Annotated in this window: 18 protein-coding genes; 12 read left to right on the forward strand and 6 right to left on the reverse strand. The window is 72.7% G+C overall.

The window, feature by feature from the left end; translation table 11 throughout:
- Positions 1–101: 101 nt before the first annotated feature.
- The 3 genes from ACFVYR_RS26370 to hutU all read right to left on the reverse strand — a co-directional run bounded on the left by ACFVYR_RS26370 (position 102) and on the right by hutU (position 4,482).
- Positions 102–1,469, reverse strand: a complete 1,368-nt coding sequence (locus tag ACFVYR_RS26370) for a formimidoylglutamate deiminase (RefSeq protein ID WP_384255585.1) — start codon at positions 1,467–1,469, stop codon at positions 102–104.
- Positions 1,460–2,662, reverse strand: coding sequence for an allantoate amidohydrolase (locus tag ACFVYR_RS26375; protein ID WP_384255637.1), 1,203 nt, complete (start codon positions 2,660–2,662; stop codon positions 1,460–1,462). Before ACFVYR_RS26375 ends, ACFVYR_RS26370 begins: the two co-directional genes overlap by 10 nt.
- A 155-nt stretch (positions 2,663–2,817) precedes the next feature.
- Complete coding sequence (gene hutU, locus ACFVYR_RS26380) at positions 2,818–4,482, reverse strand: urocanate hydratase (RefSeq protein ID WP_384255583.1); 1,665 nt, start codon at positions 4,480–4,482, stop codon at positions 2,818–2,820.
- Between the two features lie 213 nt (positions 4,483–4,695).
- Between hutU and ACFVYR_RS26385 the strand changes: the two genes are divergently transcribed.
- The 6 genes from ACFVYR_RS26385 to ACFVYR_RS26410 all read left to right on the forward strand — a co-directional run bounded on the left by ACFVYR_RS26385 (position 4,696) and on the right by ACFVYR_RS26410 (position 10,420).
- Positions 4,696–6,204 (forward strand): diaminopimelate decarboxylase, encoded by a 1,509-nt coding sequence (locus tag ACFVYR_RS26385; RefSeq protein WP_384255581.1) that lies wholly within the window; start codon positions 4,696–4,698, stop codon positions 6,202–6,204.
- A 343-nt stretch (positions 6,205–6,547) separates the two neighbouring features.
- Complete coding sequence (locus tag ACFVYR_RS26390; RefSeq protein WP_384255579.1) at positions 6,548–7,930, forward strand: APC family permease; 1,383 nt, start codon at positions 6,548–6,550, stop codon at positions 7,928–7,930.
- A gap of 228 nt (positions 7,931–8,158) precedes the next feature.
- Positions 8,159–8,641, forward strand: coding sequence for a hypothetical protein (locus ACFVYR_RS26395; protein WP_384255577.1), 483 nt, complete (start codon positions 8,159–8,161; stop codon positions 8,639–8,641).
- Complete coding sequence (locus ACFVYR_RS26400) at positions 8,638–9,495, forward strand: transcriptional regulator (RefSeq protein ID WP_384255574.1); 858 nt, start codon at positions 8,638–8,640, stop codon at positions 9,493–9,495. Before ACFVYR_RS26395 ends, ACFVYR_RS26400 begins: the two co-directional genes overlap by 4 nt.
- 37 nt (positions 9,496–9,532) lie before the next feature.
- On the forward strand, positions 9,533–9,970 hold the full coding sequence (locus tag ACFVYR_RS26405; protein ID WP_384255572.1) for a roadblock/LC7 domain-containing protein: 438 nt from the start codon (positions 9,533–9,535) through the stop codon (positions 9,968–9,970).
- 75 nt (positions 9,971–10,045) lie between these two features.
- Positions 10,046–10,420, forward strand: a complete 375-nt coding sequence (locus ACFVYR_RS26410; protein WP_384255570.1) for a hypothetical protein — start codon at positions 10,046–10,048, stop codon at positions 10,418–10,420.
- 171 nt (positions 10,421–10,591) lie between these two features.
- On the opposite strand, the gene ACFVYR_RS26415 is transcribed toward ACFVYR_RS26410, so the two are convergent.
- Positions 10,592–13,657 (reverse strand): BTAD domain-containing putative transcriptional regulator, encoded by a 3,066-nt coding sequence (locus ACFVYR_RS26415; RefSeq protein ID WP_384255568.1) that lies wholly within the window; start codon positions 13,655–13,657, stop codon positions 10,592–10,594.
- Positions 13,658–13,858: 201 nt separating this feature from the next.
- Between ACFVYR_RS26415 and ACFVYR_RS26420 the strand changes: the two genes are divergently transcribed.
- The 3 genes from ACFVYR_RS26420 to ACFVYR_RS26430 are packed head-to-tail and all read left to right on the forward strand — an operon-like array spanning position 13,859 to position 19,201.
- The gene (locus tag ACFVYR_RS26420; protein ID WP_384255565.1) at positions 13,859–14,689 is read left to right on the forward strand and encodes a hypothetical protein; all 831 of its coding nucleotides are present in this window, start codon (positions 13,859–13,861) and stop codon (positions 14,687–14,689) included.
- A 13-nt stretch (positions 14,690–14,702) separates the two neighbouring features.
- Entirely contained in the window at positions 14,703–17,018 is a 2,316-nt protein-coding gene (locus tag ACFVYR_RS26425; RefSeq protein WP_384255563.1) for a PQQ-binding-like beta-propeller repeat protein, read from the forward strand.
- Positions 17,015–19,201 (forward strand): PQQ-binding-like beta-propeller repeat protein, encoded by a 2,187-nt coding sequence (locus tag ACFVYR_RS26430; RefSeq protein ID WP_384255561.1) that lies wholly within the window; start codon positions 17,015–17,017, stop codon positions 19,199–19,201. Before ACFVYR_RS26425 ends, ACFVYR_RS26430 begins: the two co-directional genes overlap by 4 nt.
- A gap of 35 nt (positions 19,202–19,236) precedes the next feature.
- Here the strand turns inward: ACFVYR_RS26430 and ACFVYR_RS26435 are convergent, their stop codons facing one another.
- Positions 19,237–20,070 (reverse strand): MurR/RpiR family transcriptional regulator, encoded by an 834-nt coding sequence (locus ACFVYR_RS26435; RefSeq protein WP_384255559.1) that lies wholly within the window; start codon positions 20,068–20,070, stop codon positions 19,237–19,239.
- A 311-nt stretch (positions 20,071–20,381) separates the two neighbouring features.
- Here ACFVYR_RS26435 and ACFVYR_RS26440 point away from each other — a divergent pair, with 311 nt between their 5' ends.
- The gene (locus ACFVYR_RS26440) at positions 20,382–21,809 is read left to right on the forward strand and encodes a purine-cytosine permease family protein (RefSeq protein ID WP_384255557.1); all 1,428 of its coding nucleotides are present in this window, start codon (positions 20,382–20,384) and stop codon (positions 21,807–21,809) included.
- Positions 21,810–21,820: 11 nt separating this feature from the next.
- Positions 21,821–22,246, forward strand: coding sequence for a hypothetical protein (locus tag ACFVYR_RS26445; protein WP_384255555.1), 426 nt, complete (start codon positions 21,821–21,823; stop codon positions 22,244–22,246).
- A 36-nt stretch (positions 22,247–22,282) separates the two neighbouring features.
- Here ACFVYR_RS26445 and ACFVYR_RS26450 read toward each other — a convergent pair whose 3' ends face one another.
- The gene (locus ACFVYR_RS26450) at positions 22,283–23,044 is read right to left on the reverse strand and encodes an SDR family oxidoreductase (protein WP_384255552.1); all 762 of its coding nucleotides are present in this window, start codon (positions 23,042–23,044) and stop codon (positions 22,283–22,285) included.
- Between the two features lie 182 nt (positions 23,045–23,226).
- Here ACFVYR_RS26450 and ACFVYR_RS26455 point away from each other — a divergent pair, with 182 nt between their 5' ends.
- Positions 23,227–24,072: a helix-turn-helix transcriptional regulator gene (locus tag ACFVYR_RS26455; protein ID WP_384255550.1), complete on the forward strand. Its 846-nt coding sequence runs from the start codon at positions 23,227–23,229 to the stop codon at positions 24,070–24,072.
- Positions 24,073–24,197 lie beyond the last annotated feature (125 nt).

Raw genomic sequence — 24,197 nt, forward strand, 5'->3', positions numbered from 1 at the left:
ACCCCAGCCCGTCCTCAATCGCCGGACGGGCTGAAGACTCCGCCCCTGCGGCAAGGGAGAGCGGGGTCGGGGGCGGGGCCCCAGCGGGGTCGGGGGACACGTCAGTCTCTGAGTGCCGCGATCGCCTCCGTCAGTGCCGACGGCACGTCGGGGACCAGTGCGTGGGAACCGTCCCGTACGATCACGCGGCCCCCCGCCAGCACATGGCGGACATCCGCCCCCGTCGCCGCGAACACCGCCGTCTCCGCGGCCAGGCGCGGGACCGGGCCCGCCGTGCGGACCGAGTCCAGGGTGATGGTGGTGAGGTCGGCCAGGGCGCCCTGCTCGATCACGCCCGCCTCGGGCCAGCCCAGCGCCGCGTGGCCGTCGGCCGTTGCCGCGCGCAGCAGGGCCGCCGCCGTCCAGTGGCCGCGCGTGTGCGAGCGGAGGCGTTCGTTCAACTCCATCGCGCGTGCCTCTTCGAGGATGTCGATCACGGCGTGGCTGTCACTGCCCAGGGAGAGGGGGCTGCCCGCGCGCTGGAGGGCGACGGCGGGGCCGATGCCGTCCGCCAGGTCGCGTTCCGTCGTCGGGCACATGCACGTGCCGGACGCGGTACCGCCGAGGAGGGCGATGTCCTCCTCGGTGAGGTGGGTGTTGTGGACGCCGGTGGTGCGCGCGCCGAGTACCCCGTGGTCGGCGAGGAGGCGCGTCGGCGTACGGCCGTGGACGGCGAGGCACGCCTCGTTCTCCGCCGTCTGCTCGGAGAGGTGGACGTGGAGGGGGGCGCGGCGGGCCGAGGCCCACTCCGCCACCGTGCCCAGCTGGCGCGCCGGGACCGCCCGTACGGAGTGGATCGCCGCCCCGATCCGGGCGTGCGCGCGCTCCTTGAGCAGCGAGACACGCTCCGCCCAGGCCTCCGTCGTGCCGTCGGAGAAGCGCAGCTGGTGGCGGTTGGGCGGCTTGCCCCGCGTCTCGGAGAGGAGTCCCGACGCGACGTACGCCGTGTCGAGGAGCGTGATGCGTACGCCCGCGTCCGACGCCGCCTGGATCAGGGCCTCGCCCATCGCGTTGGGGTCGGCGTAGGGGGCGCCGCCGGGGCCGTGGTGGAGGTAGTGGAACTCCCCCACCGTCGTGATGCCGGCCAGCGCCATCTCCGCGTACACCGCCCGCGCGAGCGCGTGGTACGTCTCGGGGGTCAGGCGGTCCGCCACCGAGTACATGACCTCGCGCCACGTCCAGAACGTGCCGGAGCCGACCTGGACGGTGCCGCGCAGCGCGCGGTGGAAGGCGTGGCTGTGGGCGTTGGCGAGGCCGGGGACGGTCAGGCCGCGCAGGGCCGTCGCGCCGGGCGGCGGGGCGTCGACGTTCTTGCGGACCGTCGCGATCCGGTCGCCCGTGACCTCGACGGCCACCCCCGGCTCGACATTGGTGTCGAGCCAGGCGTGCTCCAGCCAGTATGTGTCCGTCCGCTCCGTCGTCACCTGCACGCCAGCCCTTCCAGTACGTCGGCCAGTGCGGTCACCCCGGCCAGGCAGTCGTCCTCGGCGGCGTACTCGGCCGGGGAGTGCGAGACACCCGTGGGGTTCCGTACGAACAGCATGGCGGTGGGGATCGAGCCGGACAAAATGCCCGCGTCGTGTCCGGCGCCCGTGCCGAGGACGGGGAGGCCCCTCTCCGAGCGCGCCCCGAGGATCGCGCCCAGCTCGTCGCGCAGGGCGTCCTGGAACTCGACGACCGGCGTGAACGACTCGCGGACGACGTCGAGGTCGATGCCGTGCCGGTCCGCGTACTCGCGGGCCGCCTTCTCGACGGCCGTGACGACCGTGTCGAGGGTGGCCTGGTCGGCCGCCCGCGAGTCCAGCCAGCCGCGGACGAGGGAGGGGATGGCGTTGACGCCGTTCGGCTCCACGGAGATCTTGCCGAACGTGGCCAGGGCGCCCGCGAGTTCGGCCTCCCGGCGAGCGGCGATGACCGTCTCCGCGTACGACAGCATCGGGTCGCGGCGGTCAGTGATGCGGGTCGTGCCCGCGTGGTTGGCCTCGCCCCGGAAGTCGAAGCGCCAGCGGCCGTGCGGCCAGATCGCGGACGCGATGCCGACGGGGTCACCCGAAAGGTCCAGGGCGCGGCCCTGCTCCACGTGCAGCTCCACGAACGCGCCGATGCGGGCGAGCCGTTCGGGGTCGGGTCCGATGCCGTACGGGTCGTACCCGGCCGCCTCCATCGCCTGCGGCAACGTCACCCCGTCGCCGTCCCTGAGCTTGTGCGCGGCCTCGACGGTGAGCTGCCCCGCGGTGAGCCGGGAGCCGACGCAGGCCAGGCCGAAGCGGGCACCCTCCTCGTCGCCGAAGTTGACGATGGCGATGGGGCGGGTGAACTCCGCGCCTCTGGCGCGGAGTTCGTCCAGCGCGGCGAAGGACGAGACCACGCCGAGGGGGCCGTCGAAGGCGCCGCCGTCGGGGACGGAGTCCAGGTGCGAGCCGGTGACCACGGCATTCCCGGCCGCCGGGTCGCCGAGCCAGGCCCACTGGTTGCCGTTGCGGTCCAGTTCGTAGGTCAGGCCCCGCGACTGCGACTGCTGCACGAACCAGGCACGGCAGTCCGCGTCGGCCGGTGTCCAGGCGTAGCGGCGGTAGCCCCGGGTGTGGGCGTCCCGGCCGATGGGGCGCAGGTCCCGCCACATCTCCTGGAAGGACGGGAAGGAGGGGGTGGACTGGAAGGAGGGGGTGGACGGCGCGGGGCTCTGTTCCGGACTCCGCTCCTCGACCGCCCAAGGGGCTGAATCACTCCCGCCCGGAGGGGTTGAATCGCTCCCACCCGCCGGCTCTCCCGTGCGCTTCACGCGCCGTCACCCTCCCGCATCGGAACCCGCACGCCCTTCTCGTCCGCCACCGACTCCGCGATGTCGTACCCGGCGTCGACGTGCCGGATGACACCCATCCCGGGGTCGTTGGTCAGGACGCGGCGGATCTTCTCGCCCGCGAGCTTCGTGCCGTCGGCGACCGAGACCTGGCCCGCGTGGATGGAGCGGCCCATGCCGACGCCGCCGCCGTGGTGGATGGAGACCCAGGAGGCGCCCGACGCGACGTTCACCATGGCGTTCAGGAGCGGCCAGTCGGCGATCGCGTCGGAGCCGTCGAGCATGGCCTCGGTCTCGCGGTACGGGGATGCGACCGAGCCGCAGTCGAGGTGGTCGCGGCCGATGGCGAGGGGGGCCGCGAGGGTGCCGTCGGCGACCATGTCGTTGAACATGTCGCCCGCCTTGTCGCGCTCGCCCTGGCCCAGCCAGCAGATGCGCGCGGGCAGGCCCTGGAAGTGGACGCGCTCGCCCGCCATCTTGATCCAGCGGTGCAGGGACTCGTTCTGCGGGAAGAGGTCGAGGAGCGCCTTGTCCGTCTTGTGGATGTCGGAGGCTTCGCCGGAGAGCGCCGCCCAGCGGAACGGGCCCTTGCCCTCGCAGAAGAGCGGGCGGATGTAGGCGGGGACGAAGCCCGGGAAGGCGAACGCCCGCTCGTAGCCCGCGAGTTGGGCCTCGCCGCGGATCGAGTTGCCGTAGTCGAAGACCTCGGCGCCCGCGTCCATGAAGCCGACCATCGCCTCGACGTGCTTGGCCATGGACTCCCGCGCGCGGGTGGTGAAGCCCGCCGGGTCCTTGGCCGCGTACGTCTGCATGTCGTCGAAGTCGACGCCGACGGGGAGGTACGCGAGCGGGTCGTGGGCCGAGGTCTGGTCCGTGACGATGTCGATGGGGGCGCCCTCGGCGAGCATGCGCGGGAGCAGGTCGGCCGCGTTGCCGAGCAGGCCGATGGAGAGGGGCCTTCGCGCGTCCCTGGCCTCCACCGCCAGCTGGAGTGCGTGCTCCAGGGAGTCGGCCTTCACGTCCAGGTAGCGGTGCTCGATGCGGCGTTCGATGGCGCGCGGGTCGACGTCGATACAGATCGCGACGCCGTCGTTCATCGTGACGGCGAGCGGCTGGGCACCGCCCATGCCGCCGAGTCCCGCGGTGAGGGTGATCGTCCCGGCGAGGGTGCCGTCGAACCTCTTGGCGGCGACCGCGGCGAACGTCTCGTACGTGCCCTGGAGGATGCCCTGCGTGCCGATGTAGATCCACGAACCGGCCGTCATCTGCCCGTACATGGTGAGGCCGAGCGCCTCCAGGCGACGGAACTCCTCCCAGTTCGCCCAGTCGCCCACGAGGTTGGAGTTGGCGATGAGGACGCGGGGGGCCCACTCGTGGGTCTGCATCACGCCGACCGGGCGGCCGGACTGGACGAGCATCGTCTCGTCCTGCTTGAGGGTCTTCAGCGTGCGGACCATCGCGTCGAAGGAGCGCCAGTCGCGGGCCGCCTTGCCGGTGCCGCCGTAGACGACGAGCTTGTCGGGGTGCTCGGCGACCTCGGGGTCGAGGTTGTTCTGCAGCATCCGGAGAGCGGCTTCCTGCTGCCATCCCAGGGCGCTCAGTCCACTGCCGCGCGGTGCCCGTACGGGGCGGGGTCCTGACATGGCGTTGCCTCCTCGCGTGAAGCTGCTGTGAGCCTGCTCGATGCGACTGCTCAGGGCGATTGCTCGATGCGACTGCTCGATGCGACTGCTCGATGTGACTGCTCGATGTGACCTTGGTATTCACATCCTGGGGTTCTGAATAGAGCTAGTCAATAGCGAACGAATGCGCGAGTACGTCAGCGGGGTCCCGTGCCGGATGATTGGCTGGATCGCATGGGCCACGACGCAGACAGCGCAGACAGCCATGACGACGACCACGACCGGACCCAGGTCCTCCGCGCGGACGGCACGCCTGAACCCGTACGCGACCCTGTAGGCGGCCCTGTAGGCGGCCCTGTACGCGACCCCGCCCCCGGCACCGCACCCGTCACCGCCCCCGTCGGCACGCCAGGGCCCTCCGCCGCCGCCCGCCGCGACCAGGCCGTTCGCGCCGCCGTCGAGCAGGGTGTCGTCGGGCCCGCCGCCCCCGTCGCGGGGCTGCTCGACGTCGTCGGCATCCGCGCGAGCGCCGCCGCCCTGCGCGCCGCCTTCGAGGCCGTCACCCCGCCCGGCACCCCCGTTCTGCACGCCTTCGCGGTGAAGGCGGCCCCGCTCGTCCCCGTACTGCGGCTGCTGCGCTCGGCCGGCATCGGCGCCGAGGTGGCGAGCCCCGGTGAGCTGGCCCTGGCCAGGGCCGCCGGGGTGCCGCCCGAGAGGACCGTCCTCGACTCACCCGCCAAGACCCCGGCCGAACTGCGCGAGGCCCTGGCGCTCGGCATCGCCGTGAACGCGGACAACCCCCAGGAGCTGGCCCGCATCGACGCGCTGACCCACTCGGCGCCGACCGACTCCCCCATCGGCATCCGCGTCAACCCGCAGATCGGCGGTGGCGCGATCGGCGCCCTGTCGACGGCGACGCCCACCTCCAAGTTCGGGGTGCCGCTGCGGGACGAGGGCGCCAGGGAGTGGGTCGTCCGGGCCTGCCTGGAACGGCCGTGGCTGACCCGCCTGCACGCGCATTCCGGGTCGCAGGGCATGCCCCTGGAGATGATGGTGCGGGGCGTCGCGGCGACGTACGAGCTGGCCGAGGAGATCAACGAACGTGCCGGGCGCCGGCAGATCGACACCCTCGACATCGGCGGCGGCCTGCCGGTCAACTTCGGCTCGGAGGACGAGACCCCGACCCACGCCCAGTACGCGCGCCGCCTCAAGGCACGGGTGCCGGGGCTGCTCGACGGGCGGTACGGGATCGTCACCGAGTTCGGCCGCTCGCTGCTCGCCAAGCACGGCACGGTGCTGGCGCGCGTCGAGTACACGAAGCGTGCGGGCGGCAGGTCCATCGCCGTGACGCACGCGGGCGTGCAGGTGGCTACGCGGACCGTGTACATGCCCGCCTCATGGCCGCTACGGATCGCCGCGTACGACGCCGGGGGCCGGCTCAAGACTGGGCCTGCCGTCGGCCAGGACGTCGCCGGGCCCGCGTGCTTCGCGGGCGACCTGCTCGCCGAGAACCGTCCGCTGCCGCTGCTCGAACAGGGTGACTACATCGCCGCGTTGGACACCGGCGCCTACTATTTCGCCCACCACTACTCGTACAACAGCCTTGCAAGGCCGGGGATTCACGGGTTCTCGGCGTACGGTGACGCGGTGCGGTTCGCGGTGGTACGGGAGCCGCAGACGCTGGACGCGATCGTGGCGGAGGCGGGCGGGGGCCCCGAACGGGACGCCCTGCACCACCTCTGACCCTGACCTCCACCCTTCTGCCGACCTTCGGGGGCCTTCCCCCAGGGGCGCGAGGAACTGCGCGACCAGCCGACGACGAGCCGCACCCGCCAGAAACCCCCCAGAGACAGACGCGACTGCGGGCCGTCCGTGGCTGAGCGCGCAGTTCCCCGCGCCCCTTGACCACACCTGCGCGCACCGGCCCTCAGGGGCGCGGGGAACTGCGCGACCAGCCCAAAACGGGCCGCACCCGCCAGGAAACCACCGCCCGTCGAAGCTCTGCGATTGCTCAAGTCGCGCATAGCGACGTGCCGCACGGGCAGATCCTTGGCCAGACGTGTTCCCGGTCTCGGGGGAGGCTCCAGTGACGGCATCCGGCACACCCAGCGCACCCGGCACACCCGGCACCACTTCATCGCCCACCGACGACGGCGCCCTGCACCGTGCCATCGGGCCCAAGTTGCTCATCCTCTTCGTCATCGGCGACATCCTCGGCACCGGCATCTACGCCACCACCGGCAAGGTCGCGGGGAAGGTCGGCGGCGCGCTCTGGCTGCCGTTCGCGATCGGGTTCGTCGTGGCGATCCTGACGGCCGCCTCGTACGTCGAGCTGGTCGGCAAGTACCCGAAGGCGGCAGGCGCCGCGCTCTACACCCAGAAGGCGTTCAAGACGCCGTTCCTCACCTTCATCATCGCCTTCATGGTGATGTGCTCCGGGCTCTCGTCCGCGAGCGCCGCCGCCCGCGCCTTCAGCGGGGACTACCTCGGCGAGCTGACCGGGGACGCGCTGCCACCCACCCTGATCGCGATCACCTTCATCGTGCTGCTCGCGGCGTTGAACATGCGCGGCGTCTCGGAGTCCGTGAAGGCCAACGTCGTCCTGACGCTCGTCGAGGTGACCGGCCTCCTCGTCATCCTCGCGATCGGCGCGTACGCCGTGCTGACCGGGGACGGCGAGCCCTCGCGCCTCACCGACTTCGAGGCGAACGGCACCGGGTACGCCCTGATGACCGGGGTGCTCGGCGCCACAGCCCTCGGCTTCTTCGCCTTCGTCGGCTTCGAGGACTCGGTGAACATGGCCGAGGAGACGAAGGACCCGGTGCGCACCTTCCCGCGGGCCATCTTCATCGGCGTCGCGGTGACCGGCACGATCTACGTTCTGGTGGCCCTCGTCTCGTCCCTCCTCGTCGACTACAGGACCCTGGAGGGAAGCAGCGGTCCACTGCTCGAAGTCGTCAAGGCGGGCGGCGTCGACTTCCCGCACAAACTCTTCGCCCTCATCGCCCTGTTCGCGGTCACCAACTCGGCACTGATCAACATCATGATGGCCTCGCGGCTCTGCTACGGCATGGCCAACGAACGCATCCTGCCGCGCGCCATGGGCCGCGTCCTGTCCGAGCGCCGCACCCCCGTCGTCGGCATCGTCTTCGTCTCGCTGCTCGCGATCGGCCTGGTCTCGACGGGTGAGATCGAGGGGCTCGGCGACACCACGGCGTTCCTGCTGCTGTGCGTGTTCGCGGTGGTCAACGTGACGGTCCTGGTCCTGCGCCGCGACCCCGTCGGGCACATGCACTTCCGTACGCCCACGGTGCTCCCGGTCCTCGGCGCCATCACGGCCCTCATTCTCGCGAGTCCCCTGGCGGACCGGCCCGCCGAGGTCTACATCCGGGCCGGTGTGCTGATCGCCATCGGCGTCGTGCTGTGGGGCGTGAACAAGGTGGTGCTCCGGGTGCGCGGCGAGGACTGACACCGCCCCGGGGGACATCTCGATCACGTGACCGACACATTCGGTCAGTGATGGGCTGCCCAACGCCAGCACCGAACGCGTCCCGTCGGGCTCGGACGCATTCCCGCGGAATATGCCCTTTCACCGCGAACCCCGGCCCCGCTGCGTACTTTCCTCTCCACCGGGTCGCGGGAGCGGCCCGGTCGGGTGGTGGGGACCACCCGGTTCCACCTGGGAGGGGGAGGCCGCGTGCCCGGAATCGACGAGTGTCTGTACGAAGCCATGACACTGCCCGGCGCCCGCGGAGCCGCGATCGTCGACTGGACCAGCGGCCTCGCGCTCGGCTCCGTCGGCGACTCCCCCAACGGTGACTACGAGGCGACCGCCGCCGAGACCGCCGAGGTGGCCCGCGCCGCCGCCGAGTACCAGGCGTTCGCACCCGTCGACGACCCGGACGGCGCGGACGGTATGGACGGTATGGACGGTATGGACAGTGAGCGCGGTGCGGACGGCTTGGGCGGCTTGGACGGTGTGGGCGGTGCGGCCCGAAAGGGGCTCCCGGTCGAGGACCTCATGCTGACGACCCGGACCGGCTTCCACCTGATCCGCTACGTGGAGACGACCTTCGACAGCAGCGTCTTCCTCTACCTCTGGCTCGACCGGCACACCGGCAACCTCGCCATGGCGAGGCTACGGCTGCGGAGCCTGGCCGAACGGCTGGTGCTGGTATGAGCACCCTGCGGGCCACCGAGCCCGCCACCGCCCCGGGGGCCACCGTCTCGCAGGCCCTCCTCCCGGGGGCCACCGTCCCGCAGGCCGTCGGCGCGCCCGCCGTCTCACCCCTGCTGACGCGGCTCGCCGCCGAACGGGCCACCGGCGCCTTCCTGCGCGCCCAGGGCACCCTCTACCTCGTGGACGGGCGCGTCGTGCACGCCGAGAGTCCCGCGGCGCCCGGCATAGACGTCCTGCTCACCGCCGGCGGCGCACTCGCGCCGCAGGGCTGGCAGGAGGCGCTCTCCATGGCGGGCACCAGGCACGAGGTGGGCAGGGAACTGGTCGCCGGGGGCCATGTCACCGCGGGTGAGCTGGAGATGTGCCACCTCGGCGCGCTCTTCGACGCCGCGTTCTTCGTCCTGGGAGCGGCGAGCGGACCCACCCGGTTCCGCTACGGCGTCGCGCACTGGCTCGGCCGGGTGCGTCCGGTGCCCGCCGCCGTCCTCGAACGCGAGACGCTGCGGCGCAGGGCCCTCCTCGACAGCATCTGGCCCCGGCCCGACGTCGACACGGCGCCGGTCGTGCCCCGCAGGCCCGCGCCCGGCCAGCCGGTCACCACGCGCCAGCGTGCGCTGCTGCGGCTCGCGGACGGCGTCCGGACCCCGACGGCCATCGCCTGGACCCTCGGCAGGCCGTCGTTCCACACCCTGGTCGAGGTCAGGCGGCTGGCGGCGGCCGGACTCGTGGAGGCCCCCCAAATGCCGGTGCGGGAGCCGGTCTCCGTGGCCCTCCCCTTCCCGGCCGTGACGGACTGCGCCGACCCCGACATCGCGCTGCTTCGCCGGGTCCGTGACGCGCTGGAGGCGCTGTGAAACCCCCTGCCGCCCCCCGGGCCGGGACCTCGACCGGATGAAATTCTTCGCGTCCTGGCGACGCGCAGGGAGGAGAGAGCTGGTGGCTGCCGAAGCCGACGTACTCGGCGAACTGAAACGGCTGCGGACCCGGATTCCCCAGCTCCGCGGCGCCCTGACGGCCAGCGTCGACGGGCTCCTGCTGGCGCAGGACGCCTCCGACGTGGAGGCGGAGGGCATCTGCGCGCTGACCGCCGCCGCGCTCGGGGTGGCGCTGCGGCTGTCCGACGCCACCCACCAGGGCGGCTTCCGTGAACTGCTCATCCGCGGCGAACAGGGCTACGTGGCCACCTACGCGGCCGGCTCGTCCGCCGTGCTCACGCTGCTCGCCGAGCCTCGCATCAACGTGGGCCGACTGCATCTGGAGGCCCGCCGTTCCAGCGCGGTCATCGGAGAGCTTGTCGACACCGCCGTCGATCGAGCGGAGGAAACCTGACCCATGCCCCCCACCACACCCTCGTCGTCCCCTTCACCGAGGACGCCCGGCAGACGGAAAGGAAGCACCAGGCACATGACCGACACGGAGACCGCACTCAAGGATGCGACCACCACGATCGAGGGCGCCATCGGTGCCGCTCTGGTCGACTACACGAGCGGCATGGCCCTCGGCACGGTCGGGGGCGGAAAGGACCTCGACCTGTCGGTGGCGGCGGCCGGCAACACGGACGTCGTACGCGCCAAGCTGCGCACGATGGAGATGCTCGGGCTCAAGGACGAGATCGAGGACATCCTGATCTCGCTGGGCAGCCAGTACCACCTCATCCGGCTGATGAAGGGGCGCAACAACAACGGCCTCTTCCTCTACCTGGCCCTCGACAAGGACCGCGCCAACCTGGCGATGGCCCGCCACCAGCTCAAGCGCATCGAGACCGGCCTGGACGTCTGACGTCTGACGTCTGACATCTGACGTCTGACATCTGACGTCTGACATCTGACGTCTGACATCTGACGTCCGGCCGCCCGGCGGCGTCGCGCTCCCCCCGGGCGCGGCGTCGCCTTCATGCCTCCATGCCTTCCTGCCGCCTTCCCGCCCGTTCCGCCCGTTCCGCCGAAGGCCCTACGCCGGGCCGGCCAGAGCCCGGGCGATGTGGAACTGCCGCTCCGCCTCGGCCGGGTGGCCCGCTGCCTCGTAGGTGCGGCCGAGGCGGCGGCGGACCTCCACCTCCAGGGGCCTGCTGGTGTGCTCGGTGAGCGTGGCCAGGGCCTCCCGCTGGAGAGTGATGGCCAACGGCAGGTCCCCGCGGCCGTGTTCCGCGGCTCCGAGCAGGGACAGGCTCGTCGCACGCAGTTGCAGGTCACCGACCTCCTGGGCCAGTTCCGCCGCGCGCCGCGCCAGGTCCTTGACCTCGGAGTGCCGGCCGAGTGCCAGGTGGGCCTCGGCGGTGAAGCACAGGGTCTTGCTGATCATTCGGGGGCGGCCGATCTTCTCGGCGAAGGTGAGGGAGGTGGCGTAGTACGTGAGCGCCTTCTCGTGCCGTCCCTGCTGGTCGTGGAGGGCGCCCAGCTGGCAGCTCGACATTCCGGCCAGCCAGTCGTCGTCGAGCCGGGCCGCCATCCCGATGACCTCGCTCAGGTGGGCGGCCGCCTCCGGCAGGCGGCCCAGCGCACGCTCCGCCGCGCCCATCACGGCGATCGCCCGCGCCTGCTCGCGCAGGTCGCCCCGGTGGCGGGCGAGGCGCAGCGCGTCGGTGCACCAGGCGTGAGCCTGCTGGAAGCGTCCCTGGTAGATGTCCGCGACGGCCAGGCAGTTGCGCAGGGACGAGGGCATGCGCCGGTCGTCGGCAAGGTCCGCGCCGGGCAGCGCGAGCTCCAGGGCGGAGCGGCACTCATGGAAGCGGCCCTGGCGGACCAGCGGGTCGACCAGGGACTCGGCGATCCAGCAGGCGTGGTCGTGCTGACCGGCGGACGCCGCGAAAGCGACCACGTCGAGCAGCTGGCCGCCCGCGGCCTCCAGCCACGCGTCGGCCTCCCGCCAGTGCGAGAAGGGCGAGTCTGAGACGTCGGGTCCCGTCGGGTAGCCCTCGGGGCCCCAGTCGCTGGCGACGCGCCCGGCGGCGGTGTAGAGGTGCAGGACGGCGGCGCGGTCCGCGGCGGCCTCCTCGGGCACGGCGGCGGCGAGGCGGCGTGTGTGGTCGCGTACGAGATCGTGCAGCCGGTAGCGGCCGGTCCGCGGCTGCTGCAACAGGCTCGCGTCGACCAGCCGTTCCAGGAGGTCCTCGGTGTCCTGGAGCGGGTGGCTCAGCATGACGGCGGGGGTGAGTCCGTCGAACTCGGCGGTCGGGGCCTGGCCCAACGCCCGGAAGCCACGTTGCAGTTCGGGTGCCAGCAGGTCGTAGGACATCCGGAAGGCGGCTTCCACGCTGCGGTCCTCCGCCCGGAGTTCGACGAGTCGGCGTTCGTCGCCCGACATCCGGCCGACCAGGTGGGCGACCGTCCAGGACGGGCGGTTCTGCAGCCGGGCCCCGGCGATCCGCAGCGCCAGCGGGAGGCCGCCGCAACGGTGCGCGAGCTCCTGTGCGGCCTCCGGCTCCTGTCCCGCGCGCGTCTCGCCGAGGAGGCGCGTGAGCAGGGTGACCGCCTCGCCCGTGTCCAGCGGCTCCACGGTGAGCCGCCGGTCGGCGTCGAGCCCCGTCAGGCGCTGGCGTCCTGCCACGAGGACCCGGCTGCCCGGACCCGCGGGCAGCAGGGGACGTACCTGTTCCGCGCTGCGGGCGTCGTCCACGACGAGGAGCAGCCGCAAGGAGCTGGTGGCGGCCCGCCAGGCTGCGACCAACTCCCGCAACTCATCGGGCAGTTCGTCGCCCGCGCCGTTGACGGAACGGAGCAGCTGGTGCAGGGCGCGCTGCGGGCGCAGGCCCTCGTGGGGCGCGCCGTGCGTGTGCAGGTCCACGAACAGGCAGCCGTCCGGGTACTGGTCCTGGAGCGTCCAGGCGGCGCGGACCAGCAGCGCGGTCTTGCCGACGCCCGCCGTGCCGTCCACGGCGGCCACGGAGACGGAACCGGCGGGCACCGGCGCGGTGAGCAGGGCGAGTTCCGCCTCCCGGCCGACGAGCCAGGCGGTGTCGCCGGGGAGTTCGTTGCGGCGGGGGCGGGGCGGGGACGGGGACGGGGAGGGGTGCTGCTCGGGTGCCGGGGGCTGTGCGGGTACGGGTACGGATACGGAGACGGGGGACCGGGGCGGTGTGCCGGTGGCGGCGGAGCCGGTGGTGGCGGAGCCCGTGGCCCGGGGTGACGGGCCCGCGCCGAGCAGCATCGCGTCGTCCCGGCGCAGCACGCCCTGGTGCACCCGCCGCAGTTCCTCGCCGGGCTCCACGCCCAGTTCGTCGCGGAGCCGGTCCCGGACCTCCCGGTAGGCGGCGAGCGCTTCGGCCTGCCTGCCGCCGCCGTACAGCGCGCGCATCCGCAGGGCGGCGAGCGGTTCGTCGTACGGCTGTGCCGTCGGCGCGGCATGCAGCTCGTCCAGGGCCTCCGCGTACCGGCCCAGGAGCACCAGGCACTCCACCCGCTCCTGGTGGAGGGTGCGCCGCTGCCGGGCGAGACGCTGCCGCTCGGCTTCGGCGAGCGGTCCCGGCAGACCGGCCAGCGGCTCCCCGCGGAACAGGTCAAGCGCGCGCGTACAGCCGTCGAGGGCGGCGGCGAGGTCACCGGCGGCCTTCGCGGCGCGTATCGCGGTTCCCTGTCCGGTCAACTCGCCGATGTCCGTGCGGGCTTCGCCGGGTACGAAGCGGTAGCCGCCGCGCTCGCCGCGGATCACGGAGGTGGCGGGGCCGGTGCCGGGCACGTCAAGGGCCTTGCGCAGGGGGTAGACGTAGCTGGGCAGGACCCGGCGGCCCGTGCCCGGTGGCTCAAGTCCCCATACGTCGTCCAGGAGTTGCTGATGGGTGACGAGCGCCTCCGCGCGCAGGACGAGGGCGGCGAGGACCGCCTGGCGCCGCACGGGCCCGAGATCGAGCGGTACGTCGCCCCGGTGGGCGGTGACCGGACCGAGCAGGGCGAGCCGCAGCGGCCTCGCCGGGCCCTCCGCGCCACCGCCACGGGTGGCCACCGCACCGGCCGTGCCTGCCGCACCGGCCGTGCCTGCCGCACCCGCCGCTTCGGCCCTGCCCCCTCCGGTCCTGCCCACTCCGGCCCTGCCCCCTCCGGCCCGACCCACTGCGAACTCGCCCATCGAACTCCCCCGTGTTCCAAGCGCTTTCCCGCGGTTCCCCGTTGTCCCCGCGGCAACCGAATCCACTGCTTCAGCGGAATTTCATCGGCATTGCAGTGTCTCGCGGGAGGGTGCGGCGGGTCATGTCCGGTCCCGGTCGAGGAAGCGAGCTGTTCCGTGAGTGAGAACCCGCAGGTTGATCCCCGGCAGGGCTTCGGCCAGGCGCCGCCCCCGATGCCCGGCCAGGCGCCGCCGCCTCTCCCGCCGCAGGCGCCGGGCGCGCCCTCCGCCTGGTCGCAGCCGGTGCCGCCCGGAGGCCCCGGCGGCCCCGGCGGTTCCGGCCCTCGCGGCGGACGCTCCCGCGGCTGGCTCATCGGTGGCGCCGTGGCGCTCGTCGCGGCTGTCGTCGTCGGCGTGGTCGTCGTCACGTCGGGGGACGACGACGGCAAGAGCGCCGCGTCGGGCAAGCACCCCGGCGGCGTGCCGGGAGGCGCCGCCAAGCCGGAGGCACCGTCGCAGGACAAGGCGTTCAGCAAGGTGCCCAAGGGGTGCGAGCTGATCAAGGCGGCCACCATCGAGAAGATCGCGCCGGGCGGCAAGTGCACGCCCGGCCTGATGGACGACAAGGACCTGGCCACGATGATCACCAGGATGCCGACGTGGGAACCGGCCGACTACGGGCGATACCAGAGTCTGAGTGTGGACCTCACGGTCGGCGCGAGCGTCAAGGGCCAGTACGACCTCAAGAAGAGGGGCGTCCTCAGGGCGGTCGCGGGGAAGGTGGAGGACCCCCACTCCGTCGACGGGCTCGGCCAGGAGGCCTTCGCCGCTCACCACGTCGACGACCGGGGTGGGACGCTGACCTACGCCAAGGTGGTCGTCCGCGAGGGCAACGCCTCGCTCAGGGTGGACCTCGCCTACAGCTCGGACACCTCGGACCTCACCCGCAAGCAGGCCGAGGACACCGTCGTCACCGCCGCCCGTGACGTGCTCTCCTCGTTGAGCTGACCGCCGCGACGACGTGCACACACAACCCTACGGAAGCGGCGACCCCACAGCCGTGCGGCCCGCGCACCCCACGGTGCCGCAGCCGTCACAGCTGTCACAGTCGTCACAGCCGCCCGCCCAGGCCGGCCCCCGGCAGCAGAGCCCCACCCGCATCGGCCCCTACGAGGTCTTCCAGCTTCTCGGCGAGGGCGGCATGGGCCGGGTGTTCCTCGCCAGGTCGCCGGGGTCGAGGCTGGTCGCCCTGAAGGTCATCCGGCCCGAGTACGCCGAGACGCCGAACTTCCGCGGACGGTTCCGGCGCGAGGCCGAAGCCGCCCGCCGCGTGAGCGGCTTCTTCACCCCGCCGGTTCTCGACGCGGACGCGGACGCCCCGCAGCCCTGGCTGGCCACGGCCTACGTCCCCGCGCCGTCGCTGCACGACGTCGTACGCGGCTTCGGCGTGCTGCCCGAGGCGGGCCTGCGGGCCCTGGGCGCCGGTCTCGCGGAGGCCCTGCCCGCCATCCACGACGCGGGCATCGTCCACCGCGACCTCAAGCCCGGCAACGTACTCATCACCGAGGACGGGCCCCGCGTCATCGACTTCGGCATCAGCAGCGCGGTGGACGCCACTCAGGTGACGCGGACCGGCGCCGTGATGGGGACGCCCGGGTTCATGGCGCCCGAGCAGATCATGTCGAGCCGCGAGGCCGGTCCTGCCGCCGACGTGTTCTCCCTGGGCTGCGTCCTGGCCTACGCGGCCACCGGGCAGGGACCCTTCGGTTCGGGAGGGACGGCCGAGATCCTCTACCGTGCCGTCCACGAGCCGCCCCGACTGAGCGGCGTACCCACGGCATTGAGGCCGTTGATCAGCGCCTGCCTGGACAAGGAGCCCGCGCGCAGGCCGTCCGCCGCCTCGGTACTGGCCGCGCTGGGCGCCACCGATCCCGCCGCGCTGCTCACGGAGGGCCTGCGGGAGGACCTGGCGCGACGACAGGCGCACGCCGCCGTTCTGGTGTCCGCGCCGCCCGTGCCCGTGGCGTCCCTCGCACCGCCCGTCGAGCCCAGCGCGGGCCCGAGCCGCCGCAGGTTCCTGTGGATCGCCGCGGCAGGCACCACCGTCGCGGCGGGCGGCGGGGCCGCGGCGCTGGCCGGGCTGCGGTCGAAGACCGGCGCGGCCCCGGACGACAGCGGCGGCGGCAGTGGCGGCGGCAGTGGCGGCAGCAAGGGCACCACCGGCCGGACCGCCGCCAAGCTCCCGGCAGGACCGAAGCCGCTGTGGTCGGTCCCGCTGAAGAAGCTGGCGACGCCGCAGCTCCAACTCCTGGGAGGCGTGTTGGTGCACTGGGAGCAGAGACGCGCGATCGCCTACGACAGCACCACCGGGAAGGAACGCTGGACGGGATCGCTGCGCCTGCCCTCCGGTGTCGCGGGGGGCCCGAAGTGGCTGGGCGTGCGCGGGTCGACGCTGTTCGCCTCGGCCTGGAGCGGCGAGCGCGGCCATCTGTTCGGTGTGGATGCCGCGGGCAGGCAGAAGTTCGCCCATGTGGTCACCGAGCAGGGCGCCGGCGCCCAGTCCGCCGACTTCGTCGAGAGCGTCCTGTCCGTCGCAGGTCCGGTCGCGGTCGTCGGCACCAGTGGTCACGAGGGGTACGGGGTGCTCGCGGCCGATCTCGGTTCGGGCGAGGTGCTGTGGTCGCGCAAGGTCAGGGGCAGCGACTTCCAGGCGTACGCCGACGGGGGCCGCTGCTTCCTCCAGGACAACGGCACACTGCGCTGCCTCGGCCTGCGCTCGGGCGCCGAACGGTGGAAGGCGGGGGACGTCGTCAGACCCGGCGCCTACCCCCACCTGTCCACCGACGGCGAGACCCTGCTCGTCACCAGCACCAAGGTGCAGGCCTTCGGTGCGGCCGACGGCGAGAAGCGGTGGACCGCCGTCAACGAGACGACCACCCTCAGCCCGGCCGGGGTCCGCGGCGGGCGGGCCTATCTCCACGACGGTCCCGGCACCGTGTTCGCCCTGGACATGCGCAGCGGTGAGCAGGTGTGGCACAGGGCGAGCCCGGTGCACCTGTCGACCACCGGCGGCGCGCTGGACCAGGGGCCCGCCGTCTCCTCTTCCGTCCTCGCCATCCCCACCTATGCCGCGGGGGACGTGCCGGGGTTCGTCGTGCTGCGCGCGTCCGACGGCAAGCCGCTCTGGGCCCACCAGCCGTCCGGCGGCAAAGCCGGGAGCAGCGCCGAGGGCAAGAACGCCGGGGGCACGAGCACATGGCTGCTGCAGATCTCCGGCGACACCCTCTTCGCCGCGTCCGAGACGACCCTCCACGCCTTCCGGAGCGACACGCCGTGACCCTGCCGACCACGCCACCCACCCCGCCCCTGCCACCGTCCGGGCCGCCCCCGCAAACCGCCTCCCCGGCCCCCGCCGCGTACATCGGCCCCTACCGGGTGATCCGGGAGCTGGGCGCGGGCGGCATGGGCCGCGTCCATCTCGCCGCGTCGCGCAGCGGCCGTGCGGTGGCCGTCAAGGTCGTACGCCCCGAGCTGGCCGCCGACCCCGATTTCCGCCGCCGCTTCAGGGCCGAGGTCGACGCCGCACGCGCGGTGTCCGGGGCCTTCACCGCGCCGGTCGTCGACGCCGACCCCGAGGGGCCGCAGCCGTGGCTGGCCACCGCGTACATCCCCGGCCCCTCCCTCACCGACGCCCTGGGCTCCCACGGGCCCATGCCCGAGCCGACCGTGCGCGTGCTCGGCGGCGGCCTGGCGGAGGCGCTGGCCGCGATCCACCGTGCCGGGCTCATCCACCGCGACCTCAAGCCGTCCAACATCCTGCTCACCTCCGACGGGCCCCGGGTCATCGACTTCGGCATCAGCCGTGCCGTCGACGCGACCGTGCTCACCGCCGAGGGCCAGGTCGCGGGGTCGCCCGGTTTCATGTCGCCCGAGCAGTCGAGAGGACACGAACTCACCCCCGCGAGCGACGTGTTCGCCTTCGGCGCCGTGCTCGCCTTCGCCGCCACCGGCGTCCCGCCCTTCGGCACCGGCGCGGTCCACGCCCTGCTCTACCGGGCCGCCTACGAGGAGCCGCGGCTGGACGGCGTCCCCCACGGCCTGCTCGGCATCATCGCCGCGTGCCTCGACAAGGACCCCGCCCGCCGCCCCACCGTCGAACAGCTCCAGGCCTGGCTGCGCCCGGAGACCACCGCGGGCTGGCTCGGCGCGGTCGAGCTGCGGGTGACCGAGGACCGGCGGACGCTCCAGGACGCGCTGCGCGCCCCGCTGTTCAGCCGGCGCCGGCTGCTGACCGGTGGCGCCGTACTCGCCGTGACCGCGGCGGCGGGCGGCGCCACCTGGTTCCTGCGCTCGCGCGACGAGGACGGCGCAGCCACGGCCGCCCCCGAGCTCGCCTGGACCAAGGAGCTCCCGCAGCCCGGCATGTTCTTGCGCGCGGTGACCCGGTCCACGCTGCTGTGCACCGAGAAGGCCTCCGGCGCCTGCTTCGACCGGGGCACCGGCAAGCTCCTGTGGAAGGATCTCGGCGGCCAGAACACCGACGCCCTGCCCGACGACAAGCGCGTCTACACAGTGCGTACCGACGGCAAGGTGCACGCGTTCGACGGCCGGTCGGGCAAGAAGCTGTGGGAGTCGCCCCCGGCCGCGGACGGCGCGCCCAAGCTGGACTTCTCGGACGGCGAGCTGGTCATGACCACGAGCGGCAGCCGCTTCCGGGCACTTGAGGCGTCGAGCGGCGAGGTGCGGTGGAGCTCACGTGACAAGCAGGACATCGGCATGACCATCGGCGCCACTCCGGCGGGCGCGCCGCTCACCTCGGGCAGCCCATCGAAAGTCAATCCGGGCGCGATGCTCAGCGGCTACTCCGCGCTCGACCGGCGGACGGGCGACCGCGTCTGGACGAAGGACCTCGTCGCCCTCTACCCGCCGGAGAAGAGCAAGCTGCTCTACGGCATCGACGCCGACATGAAGCTGCTCGCCCTCGACCCCGAGGACGGCAGGACACGCTGGAGCAGACCCACCGGACTCCCCCGCACGAACAGCGAGATCCTCGGCTACACGAGGTCCCTGAGCCTGCTCGAAGGCACCCTGTTCTGCTATCCGAGCACCGGCTTCAACGGCTCGACCCGCGGTCTGCTCACCGCCTTCGACCCGGCGTCGGGCAGGACTCTGTGGACGGTGCGGACCACCGCCCGCGGCAACCGCGGCTACGCACGCGCCGGTGCGACCGTCTGCTACCTGGACAAGCGGGTCCTGCACGGGATCGACGCCGCGACCGGCGCCGAGCGCTGGACGGCGGGGTCGGGCCTGGGCGACCTCGAACTCCTGGGCGCCCTGCGCGGGCTCTTCGTCGCCGCCGGTACGAAGGGCCTGTACGCCTTCCGCGCCGACACCGGCGAGCGGATCTGGCACCACCGGGCCACCGGCGGCTCCGGCTCCTGGTCGGCCGAGACCGTCGGCGACGACCTGTACGCCGCCTGGTCCGGCAAGCTCTTCCGCTTCTCGGTGCCCCACACGTAACGCGCCCGTTCCCCCATTCCTACGACTCCTACGGCTCACTCCACGAACAGCCCCCGCGCGGCGGCCCGTACGTCGAACTCCTCCAGGCGGGCCTGCGCGTCGGGCAGGTCGTCGCACATGGCCTCAAGGAGGACCCGGCCGAGCAGCATCGGCGCGCACGCCGTGTCGAAGGCGAGGCCCGTGCCGACCGCGGCAGGCAGGAGGAGGTCGGAGTGGGCGGCGACCGGGGCGAAGGCGGAGTCGGCGACGGTGACCACGGTCAGGCCCGCGGACCGCGCGTGGGCGAGCGCGTCGACGACCTCGCGGGGGTGGCGGGGCAGCGCGAAGCAGAGCAGCGACGTGGCGCCGGCGCGGACCGCCGCGTCGATCCGGTCGGCGAGCATCGTGCCGCCCTCGTCGAGGAGGCGTACGTCGGGGTGGACCTTGGCGGCGAAGTAGGAGAAGCCGTACGCCTGGGAGGCGGCGGCGCGCAGGCCGAGGACGGGGAGGGGGCGCGAGGCGGCGAGGAGGCGGCCCGCGCGCTCCACCGGGGCCGGGTCGGCGAGGACTTCGGCGAGGTGGCGGAGGTTCTCGATCTCCGCCTCGACGGCCTGCTGGTACTCGTTGACGGCCGTCGCCCCCGAGCTGTCCGCGGGGGCCACGTCCCGCAGGTGCCTGCGCAGCGCCGGGTAGCCGTCGAAGCCGAGGGCGACCGCGAAGCGGGTGACCGAGGGCTGGCTCACCCCGGCGAGGTCGGCCAGCTCCACGCTGGAGAGGAAGGGCGCGTCGGCGGCCCTGCGCACCATGCAGTGCGCGATGCGCCGCTGCGTGGGCGTGAGCCGGTGGCCCTCGAAGAGCACTTGCAGTCGCGCGGCAGGGCTGTCGCTCATGCCGTCCCCCTCACCATGTCCGTACCCGCGGTCGCCGCCGCGCCGAGTTCCGACCAGATCCCGGTCCTGTCTTGCCCATCGGCCACTCGTTACCCGGATATTCGCGCCGAGGCGCCACTGACTATTGACAACCTATTCAAACAGCAAGAACTCTGCATGACGATATACAGCCGGGCAAGGGATTCCCACACGATCCAGTTCGACACGGTCCACGGACGCTTCCCGAACGGCACCAGGACAAGAAGGACCAGTAGCCCGCACGACAGCACGCGCACAGGTACACCCGTACAGGCACAGGGGAGTTGACCGGCATGGCAGCTGAGGACCTGGTGGAGCGGCGCTCCATCGACGTCGTCCCCGACGACGAACGGCACGGCACGGCGTTCAGCCAGTTCACGCTCTGGCTCGGCGCCAATCTGCAGATCACCGCGGTCGTCACCGGCGCGCTCGCCGTCGTCTTCGGCGGCGACGTGGTGTGGTCCCTCGCCGGTCTCGTCCTCGGCAACCTCCTCGGCGGCGCGGTGATGGCCCTGCACTCGGCGCAGGGGCCGAAGCTCGGCCTGCCGCAGATGATCCAGTCGCGGGCCCAGTTCGGCGTGAAGGGCGCGGTCGTCCCCCTGCTCCTCGTCATCCTGATGTACGTCGGGTTCTTCGCGAGCGGCAGCGTCCTCGCCGGACAGGCCACCGCCGAGCTCACGCACACCAACGACACCACCGGCATCGTGATCTTCGCCGTGGTCACCGCGGTCATGGCGGCGGTCGGCTACCGCGTCATCCACGTGCTCGGCCGGGTGGCGAGCGTGATCTGCGCGCTCGCCTTCATCTACCTCGGCATCCGCCTCCTCGACCGCGTGGACCTGTCCACGCTCCTCTCCGACGCCCACTTCGACCTGCCGATGTTCCTGCTCGCCGTCTCCCTCTCGGCGTCCTGGCAGCTCGCCTTCGGCCCCTACGTCGCGGACTACTCGCGCTACCTGCCGCGTACGACCTCGGCGAAGGCCACCTTCTGGTGGACCCTGTCGGGCTCCGCGCTCGGCTCGCAGTGGTCGATGACGTTCGGGGTGCTCGTCGCGGCGAGCGCGGGGGACGCCTTCCTCGCCGACCAGGTCGGCTACGTCGTCGGCCTCGGCGGCACCGGCCTGATCGCCTCCTTTCTGTACTTCGTGATCGCGCTCGGCAAGCTGACCATCAACGTGCTCAACACCTACGGCGGCTTCATGTCGATGGTGACCAGCATCAGCGGCTTCCGCGGCCGGCGGGTCCTCGGTCCCCGCGGGCGGGCCGCGTACATCGCGGTGATCATGGTGGCGGGCACGGCGGTCGCGCTGCTCGGCAAGGACAGCTTCCTGTCGTCCTTCAAGGACTTCCTGCTGTTCCTGCTGACCTTCTTCACACCGTGGTCGGCGATCAATTTGGTCGACTACTACCTCATCTCCCGCGAGCGGTACGACATCCCCGCCCTCTTCGACCCGCACGGCCGCTACGGCGCCTGGCGCTGGGACGCCCTCCTCGTCTACGGCGTCGGCCTCCTCGCCCAGCTGCCCTTCCTCGTCACGCACTTCTACACGGGCCCGCTGGTCGGTCCGCTGGGTGGCGCCGACATCTCCTGGCTCGTGGGGCTCGTCGTGCCCGCGGCGCTGTACTGGGCGCTGGCCAGGCGGAACGCGTCCGCCCCGGGGGCCTGGACCCGGACGGAAAGGGGGGTTAGCCCCACCGCGACGGAGGCTCCGGCGCCGTAACGTGAACGGGTATGGAAGCCCGTGACGCCGAACTCAAGAAGGAACTCGACGCCACTCTGCATGCCCGCAGAGAGCTCGGCGAAGAGTACGACTCCGCCTTGGTCGACTCGTTCCTCGGGAAGATCGAGCAGCGCCTGGACGGCACGATCGACCGCCGTATGCGCCGCCACCTGGCCGAGCAGCAGATGGTCGTCGCCCGTGGCGCCCGCTCGCCGGGGAGCCCGGTCGACTCGTGGGGCGAGCGCTTCGGATTCGGCGTGGTCTCGCTGATCCTCGCCATCCCGCTCTCCGCGATCGCCGTGGTCAACGCCGGTCTGACAGGGCTCTTCGTGTCCTGGGCCGGCATCTTCGGCGTGAACGCGGTGCACTCCCTGCGCGGCGTGCGCTTCGGGCGGCGGCGCGAGGAGCGCGAGCGCAGGTCGGACTGGGACGACTGAGGCCGGTCCCGCGGCCGGGGCCGGTCCCGCGGTGGCTCACGCCTGACGCGTGGGCAGCACGATCAGCTGGCGCAGGTTGACGCGGCGCGGCCGGCTCGTCGTGTACGCGATGAGGTCGGCGACGTCGTCCGCGGCCAGCGACCCGACCGCGTCGAACATGCCCTCCAGCTGCTCACTCAGCTCGTCGTTGTCGACGTGCCCGCGCAGCGGGGTGTCCGTGAAGCCCGGCTCGACATTGGTGACGCGCACGTCGCGCGGGCCGAGCTCGGTGCGCAGCGACTCCGACAGGTAGGTCAGCGCGGCCTTCGTCGCCCCGTACACCGCGTAGTTGGTGAACGGGATGTGCGCGCCGATCGAGGAGATGTTGACCAGATCGGCCGCTCCGCCCTCGGCGGCCGCCGCGATCAGGTCCGGCGTGAAGGCGCCGATGATCCGCAGCGCGCCCGCCACGTTGGTGTCCAGCATCCGCTGCCATTCGTCGGTGCGGGCCTCGGTGACGGGGTTGGGGAACATCACGCCCGCCGAGTTCACCACCAGGTCCACGCGGCCGTACGTCGCGTGGACGCGCTCCGCGGCGGCGTCCACCGACGCCTGGTCGGTGATGTCGGCGGTGACGGCGAGCGCGCGTCCGCCGTCCGCCTCGATCTTCGCGGCCAGCTCGTCGAGCCGTTCCGCGCGCCGGGCGAGGAGGACGACGCGCGCGCCCCGGGCGGCGAGCAGCCGGGCGGTGGCCTCGCCGATGCCGCTGGCGGCGCCGGTGACGAGCGCGGTGCGGTCCTGAAGACTCTCGTACGACATGTCTGAACTCCCTTGAGGTTTCCGCCGCCCGGGTCCTGCCCGGTGGAGTCCGGTGGTGTCCGGGGCTCCCCTTGGCGGCGAGAACCACTCTGCGCACCGCGCGCACCGCTACCCAGGGCTGTGCCTTTCCTGGGTCTGCCAGTACCAGGCTCACCTTCCGCCTCAGCCCTAGGATCGAGCGCATGGACGGCGACCTCGGTGACTTCCTGCGCTCACGGCGCGCCCGCATACAGCCCGCGGACGTGGGCCTCACCGCGTACGGGCGCCGGCGCGTGCCCGGGCTGCGCCGCGAGGAGGTCGCCCAGCTCGCGGGCGTCAGCGTGGACTACTACATCCGCCTCGAACAGGGCCGCGGTCCCTCGGTGTCCGACAGTGTGCTCGACGCGATCGCCCGCGTGCTGCGGCTCGACGAGACCGAGCACGCCTATCTGCGGACGGTGGCCCGCCCGGTGCCGCCGCCGCGCCGGGCCAGGGCCGCCGGGCAGCGGGTCCGGCCCGGTCTGCGGCTCCTGCTCGACACGATCGACCGGGCACCGGCGTTCGTCTTCGGCCGCCGTATGGACGTCCTGGCCTGGAACCCCCTCGCCGACGCCCTCAACGGCTTCTCCCGCATGACGCCCGCCGAGCGCAACATCCCCCGCCAGATCTTCCTCGAAGGGCCCGGCCGCGACTGCTATCCCGAGTGGGAGGCGGTGGCGGCGGAGACGGTCGCGTATCTCCGCCTGGACGCCGCGCGCTGCCCCTCCGACAGTGCGCTCTGCTCGCTGGTCGGCGAGTTGTCCGTCAAGAGCGAGGACTTCCGCCGGCTGTGGGCGGACCACCAGGTCAAGGAGAAGACCCACGGCGTGAAGCGGATCAGCCACCCCGTCGCGGGCGAGCTGGTCCTCCCCTACGAGACGCTGGCGCTGCCCGGCGATCCCGAGCAGCTCCTCGTCGTCTACACCCCGGAGCCGGGCTCCGAGACCGCGGACCGACTGTCCTTGCTGGCCAGCTGGTCCGCGACCCCGGCCAGATCCGACATCCCCTGACGGGGTGGGGGGCGCCATTTCCCTGCGGGCCGGTGGGGGTTGATCGCGCAGTTCCCCGCGCCCCTTGACCGCACCTCCGGCCGAGCGGCGACGAGGACTACCCAGGGGCGCGGGGAACGGCGCGA

The sequence above is a fragment of the Streptomyces sp. NPDC058284 genome (assembly GCF_042881135.1).
In the GTDB taxonomy this organism is placed as follows: Bacteria; Actinomycetota; Actinomycetes; order Streptomycetales; family Streptomycetaceae; genus Streptomyces.